At 63.3% G+C, this 19,332-nt stretch carries 17 protein-coding genes and 1 riboswitch; of the genes, 7 read left to right on the top strand and 10 right to left on the bottom strand.

Annotated elements, in window-relative coordinates; genetic code table 11:
• Nucleotides 1–21: 21 nt before the first annotated feature.
• Nucleotides 22–195: riboswitch (M-box (ykoK) riboswitch) on the bottom strand.
• Nucleotides 196–240: 45 nt separating this feature from the next.
• A complete protein-coding gene (locus tag KTR60_RS02955; protein WP_037129354.1) occupies nucleotides 241–825 on the bottom strand; it encodes a TetR/AcrR family transcriptional regulator in 585 nt (194 codons plus the stop codon).
• A gap of 126 nt (nucleotides 826–951) precedes the next feature.
• Here KTR60_RS02955 and KTR60_RS02950 point away from each other — a divergent pair, with 126 nt between their 5' ends.
• From KTR60_RS02950 to dszD, 3 genes are all read left to right on the top strand, one after another.
• On the top strand, nucleotides 952–2,055 hold the full coding sequence (locus tag KTR60_RS02950) for an ABC transporter permease (protein ID WP_221741659.1): 1,104 nt from the start codon (nucleotides 952–954) through the stop codon (nucleotides 2,053–2,055).
• Between the two features lie 15 nt (nucleotides 2,056–2,070).
• On the top strand, nucleotides 2,071–2,544 hold the full coding sequence (locus KTR60_RS02945) for a YbaK/EbsC family protein (protein ID WP_065351875.1): 474 nt from the start codon (nucleotides 2,071–2,073) through the stop codon (nucleotides 2,542–2,544).
• Between the two features lie 208 nt (nucleotides 2,545–2,752).
• Nucleotides 2,753–3,331 carry an NADH:FMN oxidoreductase DszD gene (gene dszD, locus KTR60_RS02940; RefSeq protein ID WP_003941189.1) on the top strand — a complete coding sequence of 193 codons (579 nt, stop codon included), beginning with the start codon at nucleotides 2,753–2,755 and terminating at the stop codon, nucleotides 3,329–3,331.
• A 52-nt stretch (nucleotides 3,332–3,383) separates the two neighbouring features.
• Here dszD and KTR60_RS02935 read toward each other — a convergent pair whose 3' ends face one another.
• The gene (locus KTR60_RS02935) at nucleotides 3,384–4,829 is read right to left on the bottom strand and encodes an NAD-dependent succinate-semialdehyde dehydrogenase (protein ID WP_042922728.1); all 1,446 of its coding nucleotides are present in this window, start codon (nucleotides 4,827–4,829) and stop codon (nucleotides 3,384–3,386) included.
• Nucleotide 4,830: 1 nt separating this feature from the next.
• A complete protein-coding gene (gene gabT, locus KTR60_RS02930; RefSeq protein WP_007727077.1) occupies nucleotides 4,831–6,195 on the bottom strand; it encodes a 4-aminobutyrate--2-oxoglutarate transaminase in 1,365 nt (454 codons plus the stop codon).
• Nucleotides 6,196–6,323: 128 nt separating this feature from the next.
• Between gabT and KTR60_RS02925 the strand changes: the two genes are divergently transcribed.
• Nucleotides 6,324–7,841, top strand: coding sequence for a PucR family transcriptional regulator (locus KTR60_RS02925; protein ID WP_064443054.1), 1,518 nt, complete (start codon nucleotides 6,324–6,326; stop codon nucleotides 7,839–7,841).
• Here KTR60_RS02925 and KTR60_RS02920 read toward each other — a convergent pair.
• The 4 genes from KTR60_RS02920 to KTR60_RS02905 all read right to left on the bottom strand — a co-directional run bounded on the left by KTR60_RS02920 (nucleotide 7,818) and on the right by KTR60_RS02905 (nucleotide 14,436).
• Complete coding sequence (locus tag KTR60_RS02920; protein ID WP_228401785.1) at nucleotides 7,818–11,009, bottom strand: NAD-glutamate dehydrogenase domain-containing protein; 3,192 nt, start codon at nucleotides 11,007–11,009, stop codon at nucleotides 7,818–7,820. The two genes, KTR60_RS02925 and KTR60_RS02920, sit on opposite strands and share 24 nt — an antisense overlap.
• Nucleotides 11,010–11,136: 127 nt before the next feature.
• Nucleotides 11,137–12,825 carry a flavin monoamine oxidase family protein gene (locus KTR60_RS02915; RefSeq protein ID WP_228401784.1) on the bottom strand — a complete coding sequence of 563 codons (1,689 nt, stop codon included), beginning with the start codon at nucleotides 12,823–12,825 and terminating at the stop codon, nucleotides 11,137–11,139.
• Nucleotides 12,822–13,667, bottom strand: coding sequence for a carbon-nitrogen hydrolase family protein (locus KTR60_RS02910; protein WP_065351871.1), 846 nt, complete (start codon nucleotides 13,665–13,667; stop codon nucleotides 12,822–12,824). Before KTR60_RS02910 ends, KTR60_RS02915 begins: the two co-directional genes overlap by 4 nt.
• 133 nt (nucleotides 13,668–13,800) lie before the next feature.
• Nucleotides 13,801–14,436, bottom strand: coding sequence for a helix-turn-helix domain-containing protein (locus tag KTR60_RS02905; protein ID WP_007727089.1), 636 nt, complete (start codon nucleotides 14,434–14,436; stop codon nucleotides 13,801–13,803).
• A 146-nt stretch (nucleotides 14,437–14,582) separates the two neighbouring features.
• Here KTR60_RS02905 and speB point away from each other — a divergent pair, with 146 nt between their 5' ends.
• Complete coding sequence (gene speB / locus KTR60_RS02900; RefSeq protein WP_003941134.1) at nucleotides 14,583–15,539, top strand: agmatinase; 957 nt, start codon at nucleotides 14,583–14,585, stop codon at nucleotides 15,537–15,539.
• Here the strand turns inward: speB and KTR60_RS02895 are convergent.
• Nucleotides 15,503–16,177 (bottom strand): class I SAM-dependent methyltransferase, encoded by a 675-nt coding sequence (locus KTR60_RS02895; RefSeq protein ID WP_037129351.1) that lies wholly within the window; start codon nucleotides 16,175–16,177, stop codon nucleotides 15,503–15,505. The two genes, speB and KTR60_RS02895, sit on opposite strands and share 37 nt — an antisense overlap.
• Nucleotides 16,178–16,268: 91 nt before the next feature.
• Here KTR60_RS02895 and KTR60_RS02890 point away from each other — a divergent pair, with 91 nt between their 5' ends.
• Nucleotides 16,269–16,724, top strand: coding sequence for a hypothetical protein (locus KTR60_RS02890; RefSeq protein ID WP_228401782.1), 456 nt, complete (start codon nucleotides 16,269–16,271; stop codon nucleotides 16,722–16,724).
• Between the two features lie 163 nt (nucleotides 16,725–16,887).
• Entirely contained in the window at nucleotides 16,888–18,489 is a 1,602-nt protein-coding gene (locus KTR60_RS02885; RefSeq protein WP_003941166.1) for an ABC transporter substrate-binding protein, read from the top strand.
• Between the two features lie 41 nt (nucleotides 18,490–18,530).
• On the opposite strand, the gene KTR60_RS02880 is transcribed toward KTR60_RS02885, so the two are convergent.
• Both KTR60_RS02880 and KTR60_RS02875 read right to left on the bottom strand, forming a co-directional pair.
• A complete protein-coding gene (locus KTR60_RS02880) occupies nucleotides 18,531–18,935 on the bottom strand; it encodes a 6-carboxytetrahydropterin synthase (protein ID WP_007727099.1) in 405 nt (134 codons plus the stop codon).
• A 7-nt stretch (nucleotides 18,936–18,942) separates the two neighbouring features.
• Nucleotides 18,943–19,320 carry a metal-sensitive transcriptional regulator gene (locus KTR60_RS02875; RefSeq protein WP_020906032.1) on the bottom strand — a complete coding sequence of 126 codons (378 nt, stop codon included), beginning with the start codon at nucleotides 19,318–19,320 and terminating at the stop codon, nucleotides 18,943–18,945.
• Nucleotides 19,321–19,332 lie beyond the last annotated feature (12 nt).

Here is a 19,332-nt window from a genome sequence, read left to right as displayed (position 1 = left end):
AGAAACCGGCATCAAGCTGCGAAAACACCTCCACGTCCGAGTTTTGGCACTGCACGACGTGTCCCGATCAAGAACGGGAAGCCACTTTGGATCACCCCTTAAGCCGGGGAGATCTGTCCTAACCTTGGGCGTCTCTCGACGTCGTGAGATCAGTGGCCTGTGTTCGTGCAGAAGCCTCACCTAACGAGGTACTGCACCCAGAGGGTAGTTCTCAAATCTGTTGCCTGTCAACCGAGCAACTCAGACGGCGGACAATCCTGCCCGTGCGACGGCGCCGGCGAAGAGTGCCGTCACGGCGGCACCCATGACACTCTGATCAACCTCTTCCGGATCCACGGAGTGTTCGAGAACGAGCCCGGATATCAACGCCATCAACGAGATTGCGGTTGTCCGCACGTCAAAGGAATCGTCCACTCCCCATTCACGGGCACGTTCGCCGATCAACTCCACGAGTTGGCTGCGCAAGTGGCGACGCTCACGTAAGTACGCCTGAGCGATCTGCGGATCACGCCCGGCGAGCACTCCGAATTCGAGGACGAGAAGCGACCACCCCGGGTCGTCGACCATCCACGTGGCAATGGCCTCGCCACCTTTGCCCGCCGCGTCGGACGGGTTCATCCCGGCGATCTCGGCGAGCACCCGGCCGGCCAGTTCGAGAGACCGTTGCGCGAACAGTTCGGCGAACAGATCTTGTTTCGACTCGAAGTTGGAGTAGACAGCCCCCTTGGTGAAGCCCGCTCGGCGAGCAACTTCAGTGAGACGTGCGGCACTGAATCCGCGCTCCGCAAACTCTTCCGCCGCAGCGTCGAGCAGTCTTTGCCGCACCACGTCACGTCCGGGGCGGGTTACCGGCGTCCAGTCCGGTTGACGAGATTCAGTCACGATACCTAGAGTATTCAATACCTCGGGTATTGACAAGCTCTTTACTTTCGACAAGATCAGGACTCTTTCGTGACCACTACGCATCCGGCACACGCCGCACCAGACAGCAGCTCCACCCACGACGAACACCACCACGACAATCTGCTCGTGAAGTACGGCGCACCCAAGGTGATGGCCGCGTTGTTCGTCGGCGTGCTCCTGCTGCAGATGGGCTTCATCCTCAGCTACGTCGCCGCCTTCCATCAGCCGACTCCGCGAGACATCGAAATCGCGGTCATCGCCGATCAGGGCACACCCGACGGCATGGATCAGCAGATCGCCGACAAACTCAACGCCATCGACGGCAGCCCGCTCGACGCTCAGGTGGTCGACAGCACGGCGACCGCTCGCCGCATGATCAACGACCGAGAGATCCAGGGCGCGTTTGTCATCAACCCGGCCGGGCCGGACACCCTGATCACCGCGAGCGCGGGCGGCAGCTCCATCGCGACGTCACTCGAAGCGGTGTTCACGAAGGTCGAGGCGACACAGGACCGACAGTTCGTCGTCCGCGACGAGATCCCCGTCGGAGCCCACGACAACCGCGGCCTCTCGGGCTTCTACCTCTCGGTCGGCTGGGTCGTCGGCGGCTATCTCCTCGCGGCAGCCATCGGACTGTTCATCGGTGCGCCGAAGACTCTCCGCCAGGCAAGCGCACACACGGGCGTGATCGCGATCTACTCGATCATCTCGGGAGCTCTCGGCGCCCTCATTACCTCACACGTACTCGGAACTTTCGCGGGCCACTGGTTCCCGCTGTGGATCCTGGGAACAGCCGTGGTGTTCGGCACCGCCATGTTCACACTCGGATTGCGCGCTGCCATCGGCGTTCTGGCAGTCCCGCTGGCTATCGCCGTCTTCGTGATCCTCGGCAATCCCAGTGCGGGAGGCGCATTCGGCTCCAACGTGATTCCCTCGTTCTATGCCGCCATCGGCCGATGGATCACACCTGGCGCCGGCACCGAAGGCGTGCGGAGCATCGTCTACTTCAACAACGTCGGCGTCGGCCAGCCTGCTCTGACGCTTTTCCTGTACGCACTGATCGGTGCGGTCATGCTGTTCGGCTTTACGATCCGTCGCAACCGAAAGTCCACCGACACGACGCCGACTCCAGCTGTGGCGAACGCCGACTAGTCCTAGTCTGAACTCATGACGAGCCTCCTCCACCCCAACGCCTCGCACGTCGCCGAAACACTGATCTCACGGGGTCACCACGGCGTCATCGTCACGCAGCCCGAAGCCACGCACACCGCGGCCGAGGCAGCGGCGGCCGTCGGGGTGGAGGTAGGCGCGATCACCAAGTCACTGGTGTTCCTTCTCGACGACGATCCGGTCCTGCTGCTGGTCTCCGGCGCGCATCAGGTGAATCTGAAGGCCACCGGCGAACGCCTCGAAGGTAAGCTCACGCGGGCGCCGCTGGAGATGGCCAAGTCCGCGACGGGCCAGCCGATCGGTGGGGTCGCTCCGCTCGGGCATCCCACCAACCTGCCGACGTACGTCGATACCGCCCTCGAGCAGTACCCCGAGTTGTGGGCAGCCGCCGGGCACCCCAACACGGTCTTTCGCACGACGTACTCCGAACTCCTCCGAATCACCGCCGGCCTCGCCGTCGACATGGACTGAAGCACTTCAGCCAACCCGGTCCGAAACCACTCAGACGTGCGTCCACCTATAGTTGGACGCACCATGTGCACTGCAACCAGGACCCCGGCCGGCAACCACTGGCGTCGACGGCACGTAGATCTGTGCCGCACCGACGCCTGTCTGTGTATGCCGAGCGCAGTCACCTCGACCACACCGCACACCTCGAGTTCCAGCCGGAGAGTTCCCGTTGTCTGACAAGCCGAATGCCGTTTCCAGCCACACCACCCCCGACGTCCCCGAAGTAGCAGCGACGCCCGAGTTGTCCACCGGCATCTGCGCCGGTGACTACCGCGCTGCGCTTCGCCGCCACCCCGCCGGTGTCACCGTCGTGACCCTCGATTCGGGTACCGGCCCGGTGGGTTTCACCGCCACCTCGTTCTCGTCCGTCTCCCTCGAGCCGCCGCTCGTCTCGTTCAACATCGCGGAGACGTCGTCGAGCATCAATGCACTCAAGGCAGCCGAGTCCTTGGTGATCCACCTTCTCGGCGAACATCAGCAGCATCTGGCCCAGCGCTTTGCGCGTAGTGCCGATCAGCGTTTTGCAGACGAGTCACTGTGGGCAGTGCTCGACACCGGGGAGCCGGTGCTGCACGGCACCCCCAGCTGGATGCGCGTCAAGGTCGACCAGCTGATCCCTGTCGGCGACCACACGCTGGTCATCGGACTCGTCACGCGGGTTCACGCCGAAGAAGACGACGAATCCGCTGCAGCGCCCCTGCTCTACCACGAGGGCAAGTACTACCGCCCGACTCCGTTAGGTCAATAGACAACTGTGCGCCTTTATTAACCGCCCGCGGTTAATAAAGGCGCACAGCAAGTTAGAGCGCTACGTACTTTGTATCGAGATACTCGTCGATACCCTCGGTTCCGCCTTCACGGCCGAAGCCCGATTCCTTCACCCCACCGAACGGCGCGGCAGCATCGGAGATCGCGCCGCGATTGACGCCCACCATGCCGGTGTCCAGCTTGGCCGAGACGCGCATCGCACGGTCGATGTCGCGAGTGTAGAAGTACGCCACGAGACCGTACTCGGTGTTGTTCGCAGCCGCGATCGCTTCGTCTTCGGTGTCGAAACCGACCACTGCCGCAACGGGTCCGAAGATCTCTTCCTTCAGCAGGCGCGCGTCGGCGGGCACCTGGTCGAGGACCGTCGGGGTGAAGAAGAACCCGGGGCCTTCGGGTGCCGATCCACCGGTGCGAACGCGAGCACCCTTGGACACGGCGTCGTCGACGAGTCCGGTGACGGTTGCGAGCTGCTTGGTGTTGATCAGCGGTCCGATGTTGGTGCCCTCGGCGTCACCGGCGCCCACCTTCAAGGCCGCAACCTTGGCGGTGAACTTGTCGGTGAACTCTTCGCGCACCGAGTTGGCGACGTAGATGCGGTTGGCCGCGGTGCAGGCCTCGCCGCCGTTACGCATCTTCGCGAGCATTGCGCCGTCGACAGCTGCGTCGATGTCCGCGTCGTCGAAGACGATGAACGGTGCATTGCCACCGAGTTCCATCGACGTGCGGAGCAGCTTGTCAGCAGCATTGCGCACCAACAACTTTCCGACGCCAGTGGAGCCGGTGAAGGTGACCTTGCGCAGACGCGCATCTTCCATCAGCGGTCCACTGATGGAGGCCGCGTCGGACGTCGGGAGGATCGAGAGCACACCGTCGGGCAGACCGGCATCGGCGAACACCTGACCGAGGAGCTGCATGGTCAGCGGCGTGTCCTCGGCGGGCTTGACGATGATGGTGCAACCGGCAGCCAGCGCCGGTCCGATCTTGCGTGTGCCCATGGCGAGCGGGAAGTTCCACGGGGTGATCGCGAGGACCGGTCCGACGGCTTCCTTGGTGACCAGGATGCGACCGTTGCCGGCCGGAGCCTGCGTGAAACGTCCGCCGATGCGTACTGCTTCCTCGCTGAACCAGCGCAGGAATTCGCCGCCGTAGTTGACCTCACCGCGGCTCTCTGCCAACGACTTACCCATTTCCAGGGTCATCATCAGCGCGAAGTCCTCGGCGCGGGCGTGCAGCAATTCGAAGGCGGTGCGCAGAATCTCGCCGCGTACACGTGCCGGAGTGGCCGCCCAGTCTTCCTGCGCCGCAGCGGCGAGGTCGAGCGCACGGATACCGTCGGCAGCGGTGGCGTCGGCTACCTGGGCGAGTTCCTCACCCGTTGCCGGGTTGTAGACCGCAAAGGTCTTCTCGGCCGGGACGAGCTTGCCGCCGAGCCAGAGACCCTTGGGTACCGAGTCGAGAAGATCCGAGACGTTGGACATGTCAGTTCCCCTGTGCTGCAGTGCGGATGGCGGTCTCGAGGACGGTCAACGCGTCGTCGAGCAGCTCTTCGGAGATGACCAGCGGCGGGAGCAGACGGATGACGTTGCCGTAGGTACCGCAGGTGAGGATCACGACGCCGGCAGCGAGGCATTCGGCGGCGATCTTCTTGGTGATGTCGGCGTCCGGCTCCTGCCCACCGGGCTTGACCAGCTCGATGGCGAGCATGGCGCCGCGACCGCGAACGTCGCCGATGACGTCGAGTTCCTTTGCCAGTGCGTTCATTCGGCCGACGACGGTCGACTCGATGGTGCGTGCGCGGCCACAGAGGTCGAGCTCACGCATCTGGTCGATGGACGCCAATGCAGCGGCGCAGGCGACGGGGTTACCGCCGTAGGTGCCACCGAGGCCGCCGGGGTGGACAGCGTCGATGAGCTCGGCGCGGCCCGTGACAGCGGCGAGCGGCATGCCGCCTGCGATGCCCTTGGCGAGCGTGACCAGGTCGGGCACGATGCCCTCGTGATCGCTGGCGAACCAGGCGCCGGTACGAGCGAAGCCTGCCTGAACCTCGTCGGCGATGAAGACGACGCCGTTCTCCTTGGCCCACGCGACGAGCGTCGGGAGGAATCCTTCTGCGGGAACGATGAATCCACCCTCACCCTGAATGGGCTCGATGAGGATGGCGGCCGTGTTGGCAGCGCCGACCTGCTTCTCGATCATCGTGATGGCGCGCTGTGCGGCCTGCTCACCGGTGATCTTGGAGCCGTCGACATTGAGGCCCTCGCGGTACGGGTAGGACATCGGGACGCGGTAGACCTCGGGGGCGAACGGACCGAAGCCGCTCTTGTACGGCATGGACTTCGAGGTCAGTGCCATCGTGAGGTTGGTGCGGCCGTGGTACGCGTGGTCGAAGACGACGACTGCGTCGCGACCGGTTGCGTGACGGGCGATCTTGACTGCGTTCTCGACAGCTTCTGCGCCGGAGTTGAACAGCACGGAACGCTTCTCGTGGTCACCGGGGGTGAGTTCGGCGAGACGCTCGGCGACCTCGACGTAGCCCTCGTACGGAGCGACCATGAAACAGGTGTGGGTGAAGTGCGCGACCTGATCCTGAACTGCGGACACGACGGCCGGGTTGGAGGCGCCGACGCTGGTCACCGCGATACCGGCACCGAGGTCGATCAGCGAGTTGCCGTCGACGTCGACGATGACTCCGCCGTCTGCGTCGGCGACGTAGACCGGGAGGGTGGATGCGACGCCGGCGCCGACGACCTTCTTACGGCGTTCGGCGAGCGCAGCCGAGCGCGGGCCCGGGAACTCCGTGACGATGCGACGCTCCTGCGGAAGCCGGTATTCGATTGCACTCATGTGACCACCCTCTCGGTTGTGTATTGCATTCGAGTATGCGACGCGCGAAGCATCGCAAGCACTGCCGAAATGGATACCCGGAGCTCCAGGGCTACTCCATATCGGCAACGACAGCTAGCCTTGATCAGGTGACGGTTCCGATCTCGTGGCTCTTGCGCCAGAAACACCTCTCGTTGGCTCTGCTCACCGACCGAGCAGCTGCCACCCACCCCGTCACGTTTGCGCAGGCCACAGAGCTGACGGACCCCACCCCGTGGCTTTCCGGCGGCGAATTGGTGCTCACCACCGGGCTGGCACTGGTGGGCGCGGACGCCACCGACTACAGCGAGTACATCGACCGTCTGGCCGCCGCAGAAGTATCGGCTCTGGGTTTCGGGACCGGCCTTTCCCACGAGAGTGTGCCCACAGACCTGATTGCCGCCGCCCGCAGCCGCGGACTCCCCCTGCTGGAAGTGCCGTTCACGACCCCGTTCGCGGCAGTCACGCGCGCGGTGATGACCCGTCTGAGCCAGCAGGAGTACGAATCGGTACTCCGCGCGGCAGAAGTACAGACGCGCATCACCCGCGTTGCACTGCGCGGTGGCGTGTCTGCCATCGTGCGCGAACTGGCCACGGCCACAAAAACTTCGGTGGCGTTTGTCGGAGATCGGATCACCGCGGTGCATCCGGCAAACCAGAAGTCGTTGATCACCGAGGTTCGCGCGGTCGCGGCGACCACCCGCGATCCCAACGCTCCGGCGTCGATCTCGCAGAGCACACCCGAACGGACGCTGACACTGTCCCCCGTCGGCGTCACCGACAGTTGGCACGGCTACCTCGCCATGGCGGGCGCCGGGCCCCTGAGCAATATCGACAGAGTGTTGCTCGGGCATGCGGTCTCGCTGCTCACTCTCGAACTCGAGAAACCGGTTCGACTACGGGCCGAGCGAACTCGACTCAACGCCACGGCTTTCGGGCTCTTACTCGACGGCCGAATCCCCGAAGACAGTGTGCCGTCGTATTTGGACGAGGCAAGCGACACGCACGGCAACATTCGTGTCGTCCACGTTCGCGGATCCGGACTCGGCCCAGTTCTTCGCGAACTCGACAACGCTCTCGCGCGAGCAGGCCGGCCGTTGTTCGCGCAATCCGAGGACGGTTCGCTGACCGTCCTCCTCCGCGGAACCGACACAATCGACACCGCCAAAACACTACTGGCGCAGCTCTCCCCCACCGAAGCGAAAGCCGTGCGTGCCGGAATCAGCACCCCTCACCGTCTTCTCGACGCACCCCGCGCACTCGTCCAGGCCCGCGCCGCGGCCAACCTCACGACGGCTACGGCGCGTATTCTCGAGTTCGACGCTCTGAGTGGTTCGACGATTCTGGCATCCGAGTCTGCCCGTGAGGCATTGATCGCCATGGCTGCGGACACCATCCCGGTGCTGACGGAACACGACCAGGCACACGGAACCGCACTGGCCGCGTCTTTGCGCGCCTATCTCGAGGCAAACGGCCAATGGGAGTCGGCTGCAGCCGAACTCGGTGTTCATCGGCACACCCTCCGAGGTCGCATCGCACGCATCGAGGAACTGCTGCAATGCGACCTCGGGCAGGCCAGGGTCAGAGCCGAACTGCTGCTATCGCTACTCGCCTGGGAGGGCCGCTGAACCCTCCGCGGCGTGTACCGAAGCGAAACTGGACGCACCGCGAACGAGTAGTTCGAGTTCGGCGTCGACCGTGCAGAGACGGGCGGTGTCCAGCGCTCCACTGCGGCTCACACTCGACATCAAAGCCGTGAACCGGCGCACCGCTTGCGGATTGGCGGCGGTCCACAGCTCGACGACCTCCGGAATACCTTCTCCGAGCGCTCCGGACACGAGGTCTGCGAAACGCGCCGTCAACCTGGCGTGGACGGCAGCGCTGCCCATGACCTCCCAATGCGAGGCACCGACGGCGACGTCGACGCCGCCGAGAACATCGCCCAGGTCGAGAGCGTCGGAGAGTTCCCGATAGATCGCGGCTGCGGCCGCGGCCGTCGTATTTTCCTGCAGTGCAATGTCTGCCAGGGCGAGCGCTCCGAAAGACGCCTCGATGCGCTCGCTTGCCGACAAACCGTCGGTGAGTTCCCGCACCGGGGCTGCCCACCGATCGATGTCGGCGCGCGGGTTCACGGTGAACCGGCCGGCAGCACCCGGGCGGCGCAACACCCAGCTCATTTCGGATTCCAACAGCTGCTGCAAGCGATCGAGAGCCTTCAGCTGTTCGGTGGCACTGAGATCGGAGTTCAGGATTTCACGTCGAAGGTCCTCCGTTCCAAGCACTTCGCTGACTACGGCGTAGGCCAGAGCCGCTTCCGGACTGCGAACTCCGAGGTGTTCCTCGAGCCGGAACAACACGCCGGGGCCGACGCGGTTGACCAGTTCGTCGACCACCGAGGTGATGATGATGTCGCGGCCCAACCGATGTGCGCGGACTGCGTCCGGTGCGGCCTCGACGACGGAGAGCGGGAAGTACTGCGGGAGACGATCGGCGAAGATCTGATTGTCCGGGACCGTCGATGCGCCCAGTTCCGCAGTCAGTACGTTCTTCGACTGCGCCACCAGCACAGCAAGTTCCGGCCGCAGGAGACCCTGCCCGGCACGCGCCCTGACCGCCAGCGCCTTGGCGTCGGGCAGAGATTCTTCCAGTCGCTTCATGGCGCCCGCCGAGACGAGGTTCTCGATCAACCGCTCGTGCTGATCGAGCAGGGCCGGTGCGCGGTGCTCGGCCAGGCTGATCGCGAGGGTCTGATCTTCACTGGCTTCGAGCACCGATGCGGCCACCTCGTCCTGGGCCGCCGCGAGTAGTTCATTGCGCGAGGTCGAGTCCAACGCTGCGAGTGCGATCTTGATGTTGACCTCACGGTCCGAGGTAGCCACGCCGGCCGCGTTGTCGATGAAGTCGGCGTTGATTCGGCCACCGCCAGCGGCATATTCGATGCGGGCACGCTGGGTGAAGCCGAGGTTGCCGCCCTCACCGACCACCGTCGCACGCAACTCGTCAGCGCTGACGCGAACTGCGTCGTTGGACGGATCGGCCGCGTCGACGTTGCTTTCGGTCGACGCTTTCACGTAGGTACCGACGCCGCCGTTCCACAACAGGTCCACCGGAGCACACAGGATCGCTCGGATCAGTTCCTGCGGGGTCAGCTTCTCCTCGATGATTCCGAGGGCCGCACGCGCCTCGAGCGGAAGGCGGATCGACTTCGCGCTCCGCGGCCAGACGCCACCACCAGGCGACATCACGGTGCGATCGAAGTCGTCCCAGGACGAGCGCGGCACGGTGAAGAGGCGAGCGCGTTCGGCAAACGTCGTCTCGGTGTCGGGGTTCGGGTCGATGAAGATGTGGCGGTGATCGAATGCCGCGACCAGACGGATCTTGTGCGAGAGCAACATTCCGTTGCCGAACACGTCGCCGGACATGTCCCCGATACCCGCGACGGTGAACGGATCGGTGTCGACATCGAGGTCGCGCTCGGCGAAGTGCCGTCGAACCGCTACCCAGGCGCCGCGAGCGGTGATGCCCATCGCCTTGTGGTCGTAGCCGGCCGAACCGCCGGAAGCAAAAGCGTCGCCGAGCCAGAAACCACGCTCGACGGCGATGCCGTTCGCGACGTCGGAGAACCGCGCTGTCCCCTTGTCTGCTGCCACGACGAGATAGGAGTCTTCACCGTCGTACTCGATTACTTCTGCCGGGTGTACCGCAGCGCCGTCGACGATGTTGTCCACCACGTCCAGCAAGCCGCGAATGAAGGTGCTGTACGACTCCTGCACCTGCGCGGGGGTTGGTGACGACGTGCCCCGAACCACGAACGCGCCCTTGGCTCCCGAAGGAACGATCGGCGAATTCTTCACGCTCTGGGTCTTCATGAGACTCAGAGCCTCGGTGCGGAAGTCCTCGTATCGATCCGACCAACGCAGGCCACCACGGGCGACGGAGGAACTACGCAGATGCACGCCTTCGACATTGGGTGCGCTGACGTAGATCTCGCGGAAGGGAACGGTCTTCTGCGGAGTGGAGAGCAACTGCGAGTCGATCTTGAACGACGCGTACGGCAGCGGTTCGCCGCTCTCACCGCGCAGGTACCAGTTGGTGCGCAGAGTCGCCTGCAGGAACGAACGAACGCCGCGCAAGACGCGATCCTCGTCGAGAGTGTCTGCACCGTCGACTGATTCGTCGATAGCTGCCGTTGCGGTAGCCACAGCTGTCTCACGCACACCCGCCACGGCGGGGTCGAAACGCGCGGTGAAAAGTTCGATTGCCTGCCGTACGAAGAGTGGCTTCGCTGCCAACACTCCGACGATGTAGCTCTCGGACAAACCGATACGAGCCTGAGCGAGGAAACGGCACGCAGCGCGCAGCAACTCTGCATCGCGCCAGGTGATGTCTGCTCGTCCGATCAGACTGGAGAACGCATCCATCCGGGTCTGTCCGGCGATGACGGCTTCGAAGGCGTCCGCCATCTTCTCCAGCGCACCGCCGTCGAAGGTGCTCGGCTCGAAGGTGAAGTAATGCGCAGAACCCAGAACGGTCGGAAGCGGGCGGTGCGTCGAAACTCGGAGTCCGAGAGACTCGAAGTTCTCGCACAGATCGGAGAGGGAGGGCTCTCCGGACGGCCACAGCACCACGCAGGTCAGATCGTCACTGTTCAGGTTGTCACCCTGACGGAAGACGAGTCGCTGGCCCGCTGCGGCCAATTCGGCGACCAGTTCGAGCGCCGGGTCACCGGATCGATCACCGCCTGCCGGTCTCGATTCTGCAGCTGCGGTCTTGGTCGCCGATGATGTGCTCGCCATTGAACACCCTCCTGGAAATTATTGGATCCGAACACTTTCCAGTGTTGCGTGGATCACCGGAAAGAGGTCGTGCCCGATAGGAGTACCAACCCCCATCGGGCACGACATTTCGGCAGTTGCGGTGAGCTCAGTCGCCCAACCTGATCGGAGCGAGCTCCTCGAACACGTCGCCGGGTCCGGGGTTCTCGGTAGGCGCAGCGCCGCCGAGATGGTTGACGACACCCCACACCGCGTTGATCGCGGTCTGGATCGCGCCCTCGGCCCAGCCGGCGGTCCACGACACGTCGTCACCGGCGAGGAAGATTCCCCGATGACGCGGTTCGAGATCATTCTGCACGAAGTGCGAGAACAGGCGTTCCTGGTAGCGGTAGTGCCCCGGAAGATTCGCCTTGAACGCACCCATGAAGTCGCGCTCGGTCTCCCACGACAGCGTCACCGGGCTCGAGATGATGTGGCGGCGGAAGTCCACGCCCGGGTAGATCTCTTCGAGAGAGCGCAGCATGATGTTCATGCGCTCGGTGGCGTCGAGCGCCAGCAGCTTGAGCGAGTCGTCCGACCAGGTGTACGACAAGCAGATCAGGCCGGGCTTGCCCTCACCTTGATCGAGCAGGTATGTGCCGCGACTCATGCGGTCGGTCAATGTCATCGACACCGAATCACGCCCGGTCTCGGGATCCTTGTCCTTCCAGAACGGGCGGTCGACGAGCACGAACACCTTGGTCGAACCCATGTAGTGAGTCCGCTCGATCGCAGTCCAGTGGTCGATCGGGAACAGGTCGTCGTCACACCTGATGTTGTTGAGCAGCATCCAACTCTGCACTGTCACAACGGCACTCGCATAGGTACGAATGAACCCGTCGGAGTCGGTGACCGTGATGTTGCCGGGCTCGGTACGGCGGAGTTCGGTGACGCGGGGACGGGTCTTGCCGTCGTTGAGCGAAGCGACCGTCGTACCGGCAGGCCAATGCGCCATCTGCGCCGGGGCGCGGTTCCACAACCGCATCGGCAGCTGCTGCGATCCACCGACGATGCCGCGGTGGTCGTCGTCGGCGGCCGTGATGACCACACGAAGGATTTCGAGGATCGAATTGGGGTAGTCGGTATCCCAACCGCCCGTACCGAATCCGACCTGTCCGAACACTTCCCGCATGTGGAAGGACTTGAAGTGCTTCGACGCGGCGAGGAATCCGTAGAACGTCTGGTCGTCGTAGCGCACCACGAGGTCGTTCCAGATCCGCTTGATTTCTGCGGTGTCGCGGTCACGAATGGCCTGCTGCAACGGAATCAGATCGGCATGCTCTTCGAGAGTGCGCTGCCAGGCCTGCGCCACCTCGGTGTAGATCGGCGGCAGATCCTCGAGAGTGTGCGCGTAGTGGCTCTCACCCTTGAGATCGATGACCGTGCTCGGTGTGACCTCGGCAAGGGGATTGGGGAACTCTTCGGTCTGCAGACCCAGTTCGTTCAGGTAATGGAACAACGTCGTCGACGACGGTGGGAAACGCATTGCGCCCATCTCGGCGACAACCCCGGGGTGCCCGTCGAACTCGACCGACCGCATCCGGCCGCCGATCTGATCGGCTTCGTAGACAATCGGTTTGAGACCGATCTTGAGCAACTCGTAGGCCGCGATCATGCCGGAGAGTCCGCCACCGATCACGGCAACCTCGGTACCCAGTGCCAGGTCGGGCACCGAGCCGAGTCCCGCCGGACTGGAAACGTAGTCGTCGTACGGGAACGGAAAATCCGGTCCGAACATCGTGAGGGGCGGCTGCTTGCCGGGTTCCGAGGAACTGTCCGGAGCTACTGGGATGGTCATCTACGGTTCTCCTTGGAGACAGTCGTGACAGGAAGGTCTGGATACAGATCGAGGCGTCGATCGTCGAGATGTGTATTGAGAGTGCGCGATTGCGCGACGGTGGCGGCGGCGATGTCCGCGAAGAGCAATTCCTGGTCGCCGCCGGCCCTCGCCAACTCGGCACCGTCGGGCGCGATGGCGCACGAGAGACCGCAGTAGGTCAGCTCGGTTTCGGCGCCGCAACGATTGACGTAGGTGACAAACATCTGACTCTCGTATGCGCGGGCCGGAACCACTTGCTGCGCAATGTGTTCGTACGGAGTCATCAACCCTGTCGGCACGATGAGCCATTCGGTACCGGAGTCGGCATGGGCCCGAACCGCTTCCGGAAATTCCACGTCGTAGCAGATCAACAATCCGCAGCGGATGCCCTCGAAATCGAACCCGACCACCAGGGTCTCACCTGGCCGGAAATGTTCGCGGTCGAGCGTGCCGAACAGGTGTGTCTTGCGGTAGTGCGCAAGCGAAGAGCCATCGCGGTCCACCACCTGCACACTGTTGTAGACATCTCCCCCGTCGAGTTCGGGGTAGCCGTAGACGACTGCGATGCCGGCGCTTCGAGCAATCGCGGCGACGGAATCGAAGATGGGGCCGTCGGCCGGTTCCGCGCGTAGCGACACCAGTTCGCCGATGTCGTAGCCGGTTGCGGACATCTCCGGCGTCAGCAGGATCTTCGCACCGGATGCTGCAGCCTCGCGGGCAGCAGTGTCGATTGCAGCGAGGTTGAACTCCACCGACGCAAAGGTGTCCGGGGTGGTGAGCGGACCTTGGAACAGGCCAACTCGAACTGAATCGACATGCATGGTGCGCTCCTTCAGGAGTTCCGTGACGCCAATTTTCGACGGTGTATGTGACGGGGACAACTACCAGCGTGACGGGTGCCGCCAATCATGTCAACTCTTGTTTCCTAAGAATCAACATTCACGGATTCGAGTCTCACGAAGACGACGCGCGGGGCCCTTCCGGCAATGCCGGATTCAAGACCCACAGAACCTTCGCCAGAACCGAGCCTTCGGCCTGAAAACTATGGTTGTGCGTCGGCGTGAATGTGAAGGAATCGCCCGCCGCAAGTACGACGTCTTCGGCATCGACGGCCTCACCGTTCGGATCCGTCCGACCGCCCTCGAACGAGACCCGCAAGCCGCCCTCGAGCACGTGCACGAAGTTCACGTCGATCGGCAGACTGTAGAACTCCCGACCACTTCCGCCGCCTGGTTCCAGCTCGCCGAGCAGCACCTGGATTCGACGCTCGTTGGTAGGCGTGAGCAGGTACTCCGTCATCTTTTCGCCACCGAAGCTGATTTGCGGCATGGCGTCGGCGCGGACTACTTCACCGGCGGACGCATTCTCGAACAGGGATCCGACAGGGATCTCGAGCACCGCGCACACCTTGATCAGGGTCGCCACCGACGCGTTGACGTGATCGCGCTCGAGTTTCGAGAGATACCCCTTGGTCACACCACAGGCCTCGGCCAGGTCGTCGAGGGTCAACCGCTTCGATTGACGTGCCGCCTTGAGCCTCGCCCCGATGCGCGGTCCGACCGGCTCGACCGCTTCCTTCGCCTTGGCCACTGAACCCACTCCTTCACGACCGCCGTGTCCCTTTCAGGAAACAGGGGTTGACAACCGAGCCTCTTGAAGAAACCATACTTGCTCAGAGAGCTACATCACTGAAGGGCGCCCGGTGTGCGCCGAATCGAGAGCAGGGACCTCTGCACATGGCTACCAACAACCCCGGATCGTTCATCGGACCCGTCGACGCCACGCGCGTCCCCCGCTACGCCGAGCCGACCACCTTTGCGCGTCTCCCGCGCCTGGACGAGGTCTCGCGCGCCGACGTGACAATCCTCGGCATCCCCTTCGATTCGGGTGTCAGCTACCGCCCCGGTGCCCGGTTCGGTCCGGGGCACATCCGCGCTGCGTCGAAGCTGCTGCGTCCGTACAACCCAGCGCTGAAGGTCTCGCCCTTCGCCAACCAGCAGGTAGCCGATTTCGGCGACATCGGCGTCAACCCCTTCGACATCCAGGAAGCTCTCACGACGGTTCAGTCCGCCGTCACCGACCTGCGCGCCGACGGTTCCTCCGTGCTCACGCTCGGCGGCGATCACACCATCGCACTGCCGATCCTGCGTTCACTGGCCCGCGATCACGGCCCGATCGCCGTCCTGCACTTCGACGCTCATCTCGACACCTGGGACACCTACTTCGGTCAGCCTTTCACCCACGGCACCCCCTTCCGCCGCGCCAGCGAAGAGGGCCTGATCGACATGGAGCGTTCGCAGCACATCGGCATCCGTGGACCGCTCTACAGCGAGAAAGACCTCGAAGACGACCGCGTCCTCGGCTTCCAGGTGATCCGCAGTGACGACTACGAGGTCGACGGTGTCGCCAGCATCGTCGAGCGCATGCGTAAGCGCCTCGACGGTGGCCCGGTGTACGTCTCCGTCGACATCGACGTACTCGATCCCGCCCACGCTCCGGGCACCGGAACACCCGAAGCGGGCGGCATGACCTCTCGCGAATTGTTGAACACACTGCGTGGGTTGGTGGGACTCAACGTGGTCGGCGCCGACATCGTCGAGGTAGCGCCGGCGTACGACCACGCCGAGATCACCGGTATCGCAGCCGCCCACGTCGCTTACGAGTTGCTGTCGGTGCTCGCACTCAATCGCTGAAGCAGCACAACGGTATCCGTCGTGTGATGCATCTCGGGGTTCGCGGGAAGATCACGTTCCCGCGACTCCGAGACCAACACCTTCCAACCATCGGTGAACAGCGACTCCACGTATTCGGGTGTATGGAGCATGGCCCGATGGTGCTCGGTCGGCGACTCGTGAGGTGAGTGGCCCACGATCAGCAAATGCCCGCCGGGCGCGACCAGATCTCCGAGAGCACGGAACAATTCCCCGCGCGCGGGTTCGAGCATGTGGAAGAACTGCGCGGACACCAGATCGAACGAGCGCCCCTGCGGATCCCACTTCGTCAGGTCGGCTTCCAGCCATTCGATGTCGACGCCTTCGCCCTCGACGTGAGCCTGGGCGCGGCCGAGCGCAACCGACGAGATGTCGGTGCCGGTGACCTTCCACCCGCGACGCGCCAACCACAAAGCGTCGGCACCTTCGCCGCAACCGACGTCGAGTGCCGTGCCCGGTTCCAGGTCGGAGGCTTCGGCAATCAACTGTGGGTTGGGATTTCCGCTCCAGCGTGCGGGGCGTTCCTCGTACAGCGAGTTCCAGAACTGTGCGTCCGCCTTGGCGTACGGATTCTCAGTGGTATCGGAGTTTTCGTGGTGATTGTGGTGTTCGTTGCTCATGCACCCAGGATGAACGACCTTCCACAACTCACGCAACCATCTTTGCTGAAACAGCAACTTCTCCATTTCGACGCCCTGCTAACGTCACGTCGTGGCCGGTGGATTTCCCGTGTTTCGTCTCTACTGCAACTCAGCAGGCCCATACGTTTTGTGTTGTGCGCATTTCCCCGAGTTCACCGGTTCGAACTCGGACGAAGAGTTCAGCGTCCAGCAGAGCTTCGACCGCGCAGTCGAGAAGATTCTGCGCGATGCATCCTTCGAACCGACTACCTTGACTTTGGTCGGCGAGCAGCAGGGCTATCCCGTCGGAGACCGACTGTTCGATACGACAATTCCGCGTACCGGAACCGTCTCGTACGCGTTCCAAGAAGCCGGACCGCCGTGGATCGTTCTCGGCCTTGATGTTTCGGCGGACGAATTCTGGTCCGAAATCGACGACGACGCAGACCTCCACGGTCTCGGCCCCACCTCCCCGTTGAGGTCAGTTCCAGCAACCGTGCTCACGGAGACCGGGTGGCCACGACGAAGTGACCTCGACTCCCCGTGAACTGAACCAGAACTCCAACCTTCGTGAAATCGAACAAAAATCCGCCCGATTTTCGTGAGGATCGACCGAGATGCCCGTCACGTCCTACGCCAAGATTTAGCGGTCACACTCGACTGCGCCCTCACGATTCACTCCCGGGCCCCGGCTCCTTCACGGAGGCACAATGAAACACCGCTCCTATTCGACGCTTGCCGCGACCGCGGGGCTCGCGCTCGTATTGTCGGCTTGCAGCTCGGGAGGCACGTCCTCGGGCTCCGGCGGCGGTGAGCCTCTGACTGACGGAACCTTCCGGTACGCGTTGCAAGGCGATCCGGGTGCACTCAACCCGATCATGTCCGGCTCTGCGGCAACCGCGGAAATTTCGAAGCTGGCGTACGACTCCCTGGTCTACCAGGATCCTGAAACCAGTGAATTCAAACCATGGTTGGCCGAGAAGTGGGAAGAAACGCCGACCTCCGCGTCCTTCACCATTCGTGAAGGCGTGACCTGTACCGACGGGTCGACGCTGACTGCACAGACCGTCGCGAACAACATCAACTTCGTAGCCGATCCAGCCAAGGGTTCACAACAACGCGGCACCACAGTTCCCATCGGCGCTTCGGCCACTGCCGATCTCGCCACCCGCACCATCACGGTAACCACTCCGGCGCCGACCCCGTTCCTCCTCCTCACCATCAGTCGCCTCCCGATCATGTGCGATGCCGGACTCGAAGATCCGACCGCCTCGAACAACAAGTCGCTGGGCTCCGGCATGTTCGAAGTCACCGAAGTCTCGGCCAATGACCACTACACGTTCGAGCGTCGTGACGGTTACAGCTGGGGGCCCGACGACACCACCTCCGACACACCGGGTGTCCCCAAGACAGTCATTGCTGTCATGGCACCCAATGTCAGCACCGCAGCAAACCAGCTTCTCTCAGGCGAACTGAGCGCATCTCCGATCGCCGGTCCGGACAAGGATCGCATCGATGCCGCCAATTTCGACTCGGTCCAGCGCCCACTTCCCGCCGGTCAGATGTACTTCAATCAGATTGCGGACAATCCGACCAGTGATCCCGCCGTTCGAAAAGCTCTCGTCCAGGCTGTCAATCTCGACGATCTCGCTGAAGTCATCACCGGCGGCCAGGGCACCCGTGCAACAAGTCTTGTCTCCGTCGAGCCCCGAGCCTGTGTGTACGACTCTGTCGCAGGCAACATTCCGGACTTCGACCTCAGCGCAGCAAAGGCAACACTGGACGCTGCAGGTTGGACCGCCGGCTCCGACGGCAAACGAAGCAAGGACGGAAAGCCGCTGACCCTCCGCCTCTTCTACGCTGCCGGCGAAGATGCGCGCAGCGCGGCAGCCGAGCTCACCCAGTCGGCATGGTCCGACCTCGGTGCGACCGTCGAGGTGACAGGAGCCGACCAGACCAAGGTTGTCGACGTCATGCTCAGTGGCAAGGACAACAACCAGTGGGACATCGCGTGGATCCAGATCAACAATTCGGTTCCCAGCGGGTTCGTCCCGTTCTTCTCCGGTCCTGCTCCGGCAGCAGGTAAGAACTTCTCTTCGATCAACAACCCCGCCTACGAAGCAGCCGTTGCCAAGGCATCCGGCTTGACCGGCGAAGCAGCGTGCGCGGAGTGGGCGGACGCCGAGTCACAGATCACCAAAACGGTGTCCGCAGTCCCGTTTGCAGATACGGTCTTGAGCTTCTACTTCAACAAGGCCGGACTCGCATTCGGTAAGACCTTCATCGGTTCTGCGTTGCGCCTCTACCAGTAGGCCGGTCGACCGAACGCGGTGCGTCAACGAGATACGTCAGATCAGTGTGATCTGACGTATCTTGTTGCCACACCGATCGTCTCGTTGTCGAGTTCGACGTAGGTCAGCTGAGGAATGCTGGACGCAAGTTCACTGAAAGCCCACTTCGCGACATTCTCGAATGACGGACGGAAATCGAAAATCTCCGGCCAGGCACCGCTCGCCAATTGCTCGGCACATCGATCGACGGACTCGTCCAGAGCGTCCGTGTCGACAAACCATCCACGTTCTCCGAGTTGGTCGTCCTCGAACGAGAACGCCACTCGCATCGTCACGCGAAATCCGTCGGCAGGCATCAGCGGCGGCAAGTTCTTCGCGTCCCGCACCGGTGCCGGAAGCCCCTGCCTCACAGCGAATGTACGACGGATCTCGATACTGAACATGCGCACCAAGGTATCAATGTTCATCACAATTCTATGAGCGGACCAATCGCGCAATCGCGTCGTTCGCTTCTTTGATCTTCGCGTCCGCCTCGGGCCCACCGGCAACAGCGGCTTTGACGACGCAGTGGCCGATGTGGTCCTCGAGCAGGCCCATGGCCACCGCCTGGAGGCCTTTGGTCATCGCCGACACCTGCGTCAGGATGTCGATACAGTACTTGTCCTCGTCGACCATGCGCTGCAGGCCGCGAGCTTGACCTTCTATGCGACGCAGACGCGCCAGGTAGTCGCCCTTGGCGGTGATGTAGCCGTGCGAATCACTCGTGCAGCATGCATCGCCGGTCGCATCACTGCCTTGGGCACTGTTTGGAGCACTGCTTGGCGCACTGCCCACTTCTGTCGCTTCCGACATTCGATGTCCTCC

Source organism: Rhodococcus sp. C1, assembly GCF_020809065.1.
GTDB lineage: Bacteria > Actinomycetota > Actinomycetes > Mycobacteriales > Mycobacteriaceae > Rhodococcus_F > Rhodococcus_F qingshengii.
Note: the sequence above shows the minus strand (reverse complement) of the source record. Positions and strands in the feature narration are given on the sequence as shown.

Bases quoted from the DNA above. Each gene is read 5' to 3' on its own strand.
- KTR60_RS02945 (WP_065351875.1), top strand. From the start codon at position 2,071: ATGACGAGCCTCCTCCACCCCAACGCCTCGCACGTCGCCGAAACACTG.
- KTR60_RS02880 (WP_007727099.1), bottom strand. From the start codon at position 18,935: ATGAACATTGATACCTTGGTGCGCATGTTCAGTATCGAGATCCGTCGT.
- KTR60_RS02920 (WP_228401785.1), bottom strand. From the start codon at position 11,009: ATGGCGAGCACATCATCGGCGACCAAGACCGCAGCTGCAGAATCGAGA.
- KTR60_RS02910 (WP_065351871.1), bottom strand. From the start codon at position 13,667: ATGCATGTCGATTCAGTTCGAGTTGGCCTGTTCCAAGGTCCGCTCACC.
- KTR60_RS02885 (WP_003941166.1), top strand. From the start codon at position 16,888: ATGAAACACCGCTCCTATTCGACGCTTGCCGCGACCGCGGGGCTCGCG.
- KTR60_RS02895 (WP_037129351.1), bottom strand. From the start codon at position 16,177: ATGAGCAACGAACACCACAATCACCACGAAAACTCCGATACCACTGAG.
- speB (WP_003941134.1), top strand. From the start codon at position 14,583: ATGGCTACCAACAACCCCGGATCGTTCATCGGACCCGTCGACGCCACG.
- KTR60_RS02875 (WP_020906032.1), bottom strand. From the start codon at position 19,320: ATGTCGGAAGCGACAGAAGTGGGCAGTGCGCCAAGCAGTGCTCCAAAC.
- KTR60_RS02935 (WP_042922728.1), bottom strand. From the start codon at position 4,829: ATGTCCAACGTCTCGGATCTTCTCGACTCGGTACCCAAGGGTCTCTGG.
- gabT (WP_007727077.1), bottom strand. From the start codon at position 6,195: ATGAGTGCAATCGAATACCGGCTTCCGCAGGAGCGTCGCATCGTCACG.
- KTR60_RS02915 (WP_228401784.1), bottom strand. From the start codon at position 12,825: ATGACCATCCCAGTAGCTCCGGACAGTTCCTCGGAACCCGGCAAGCAG.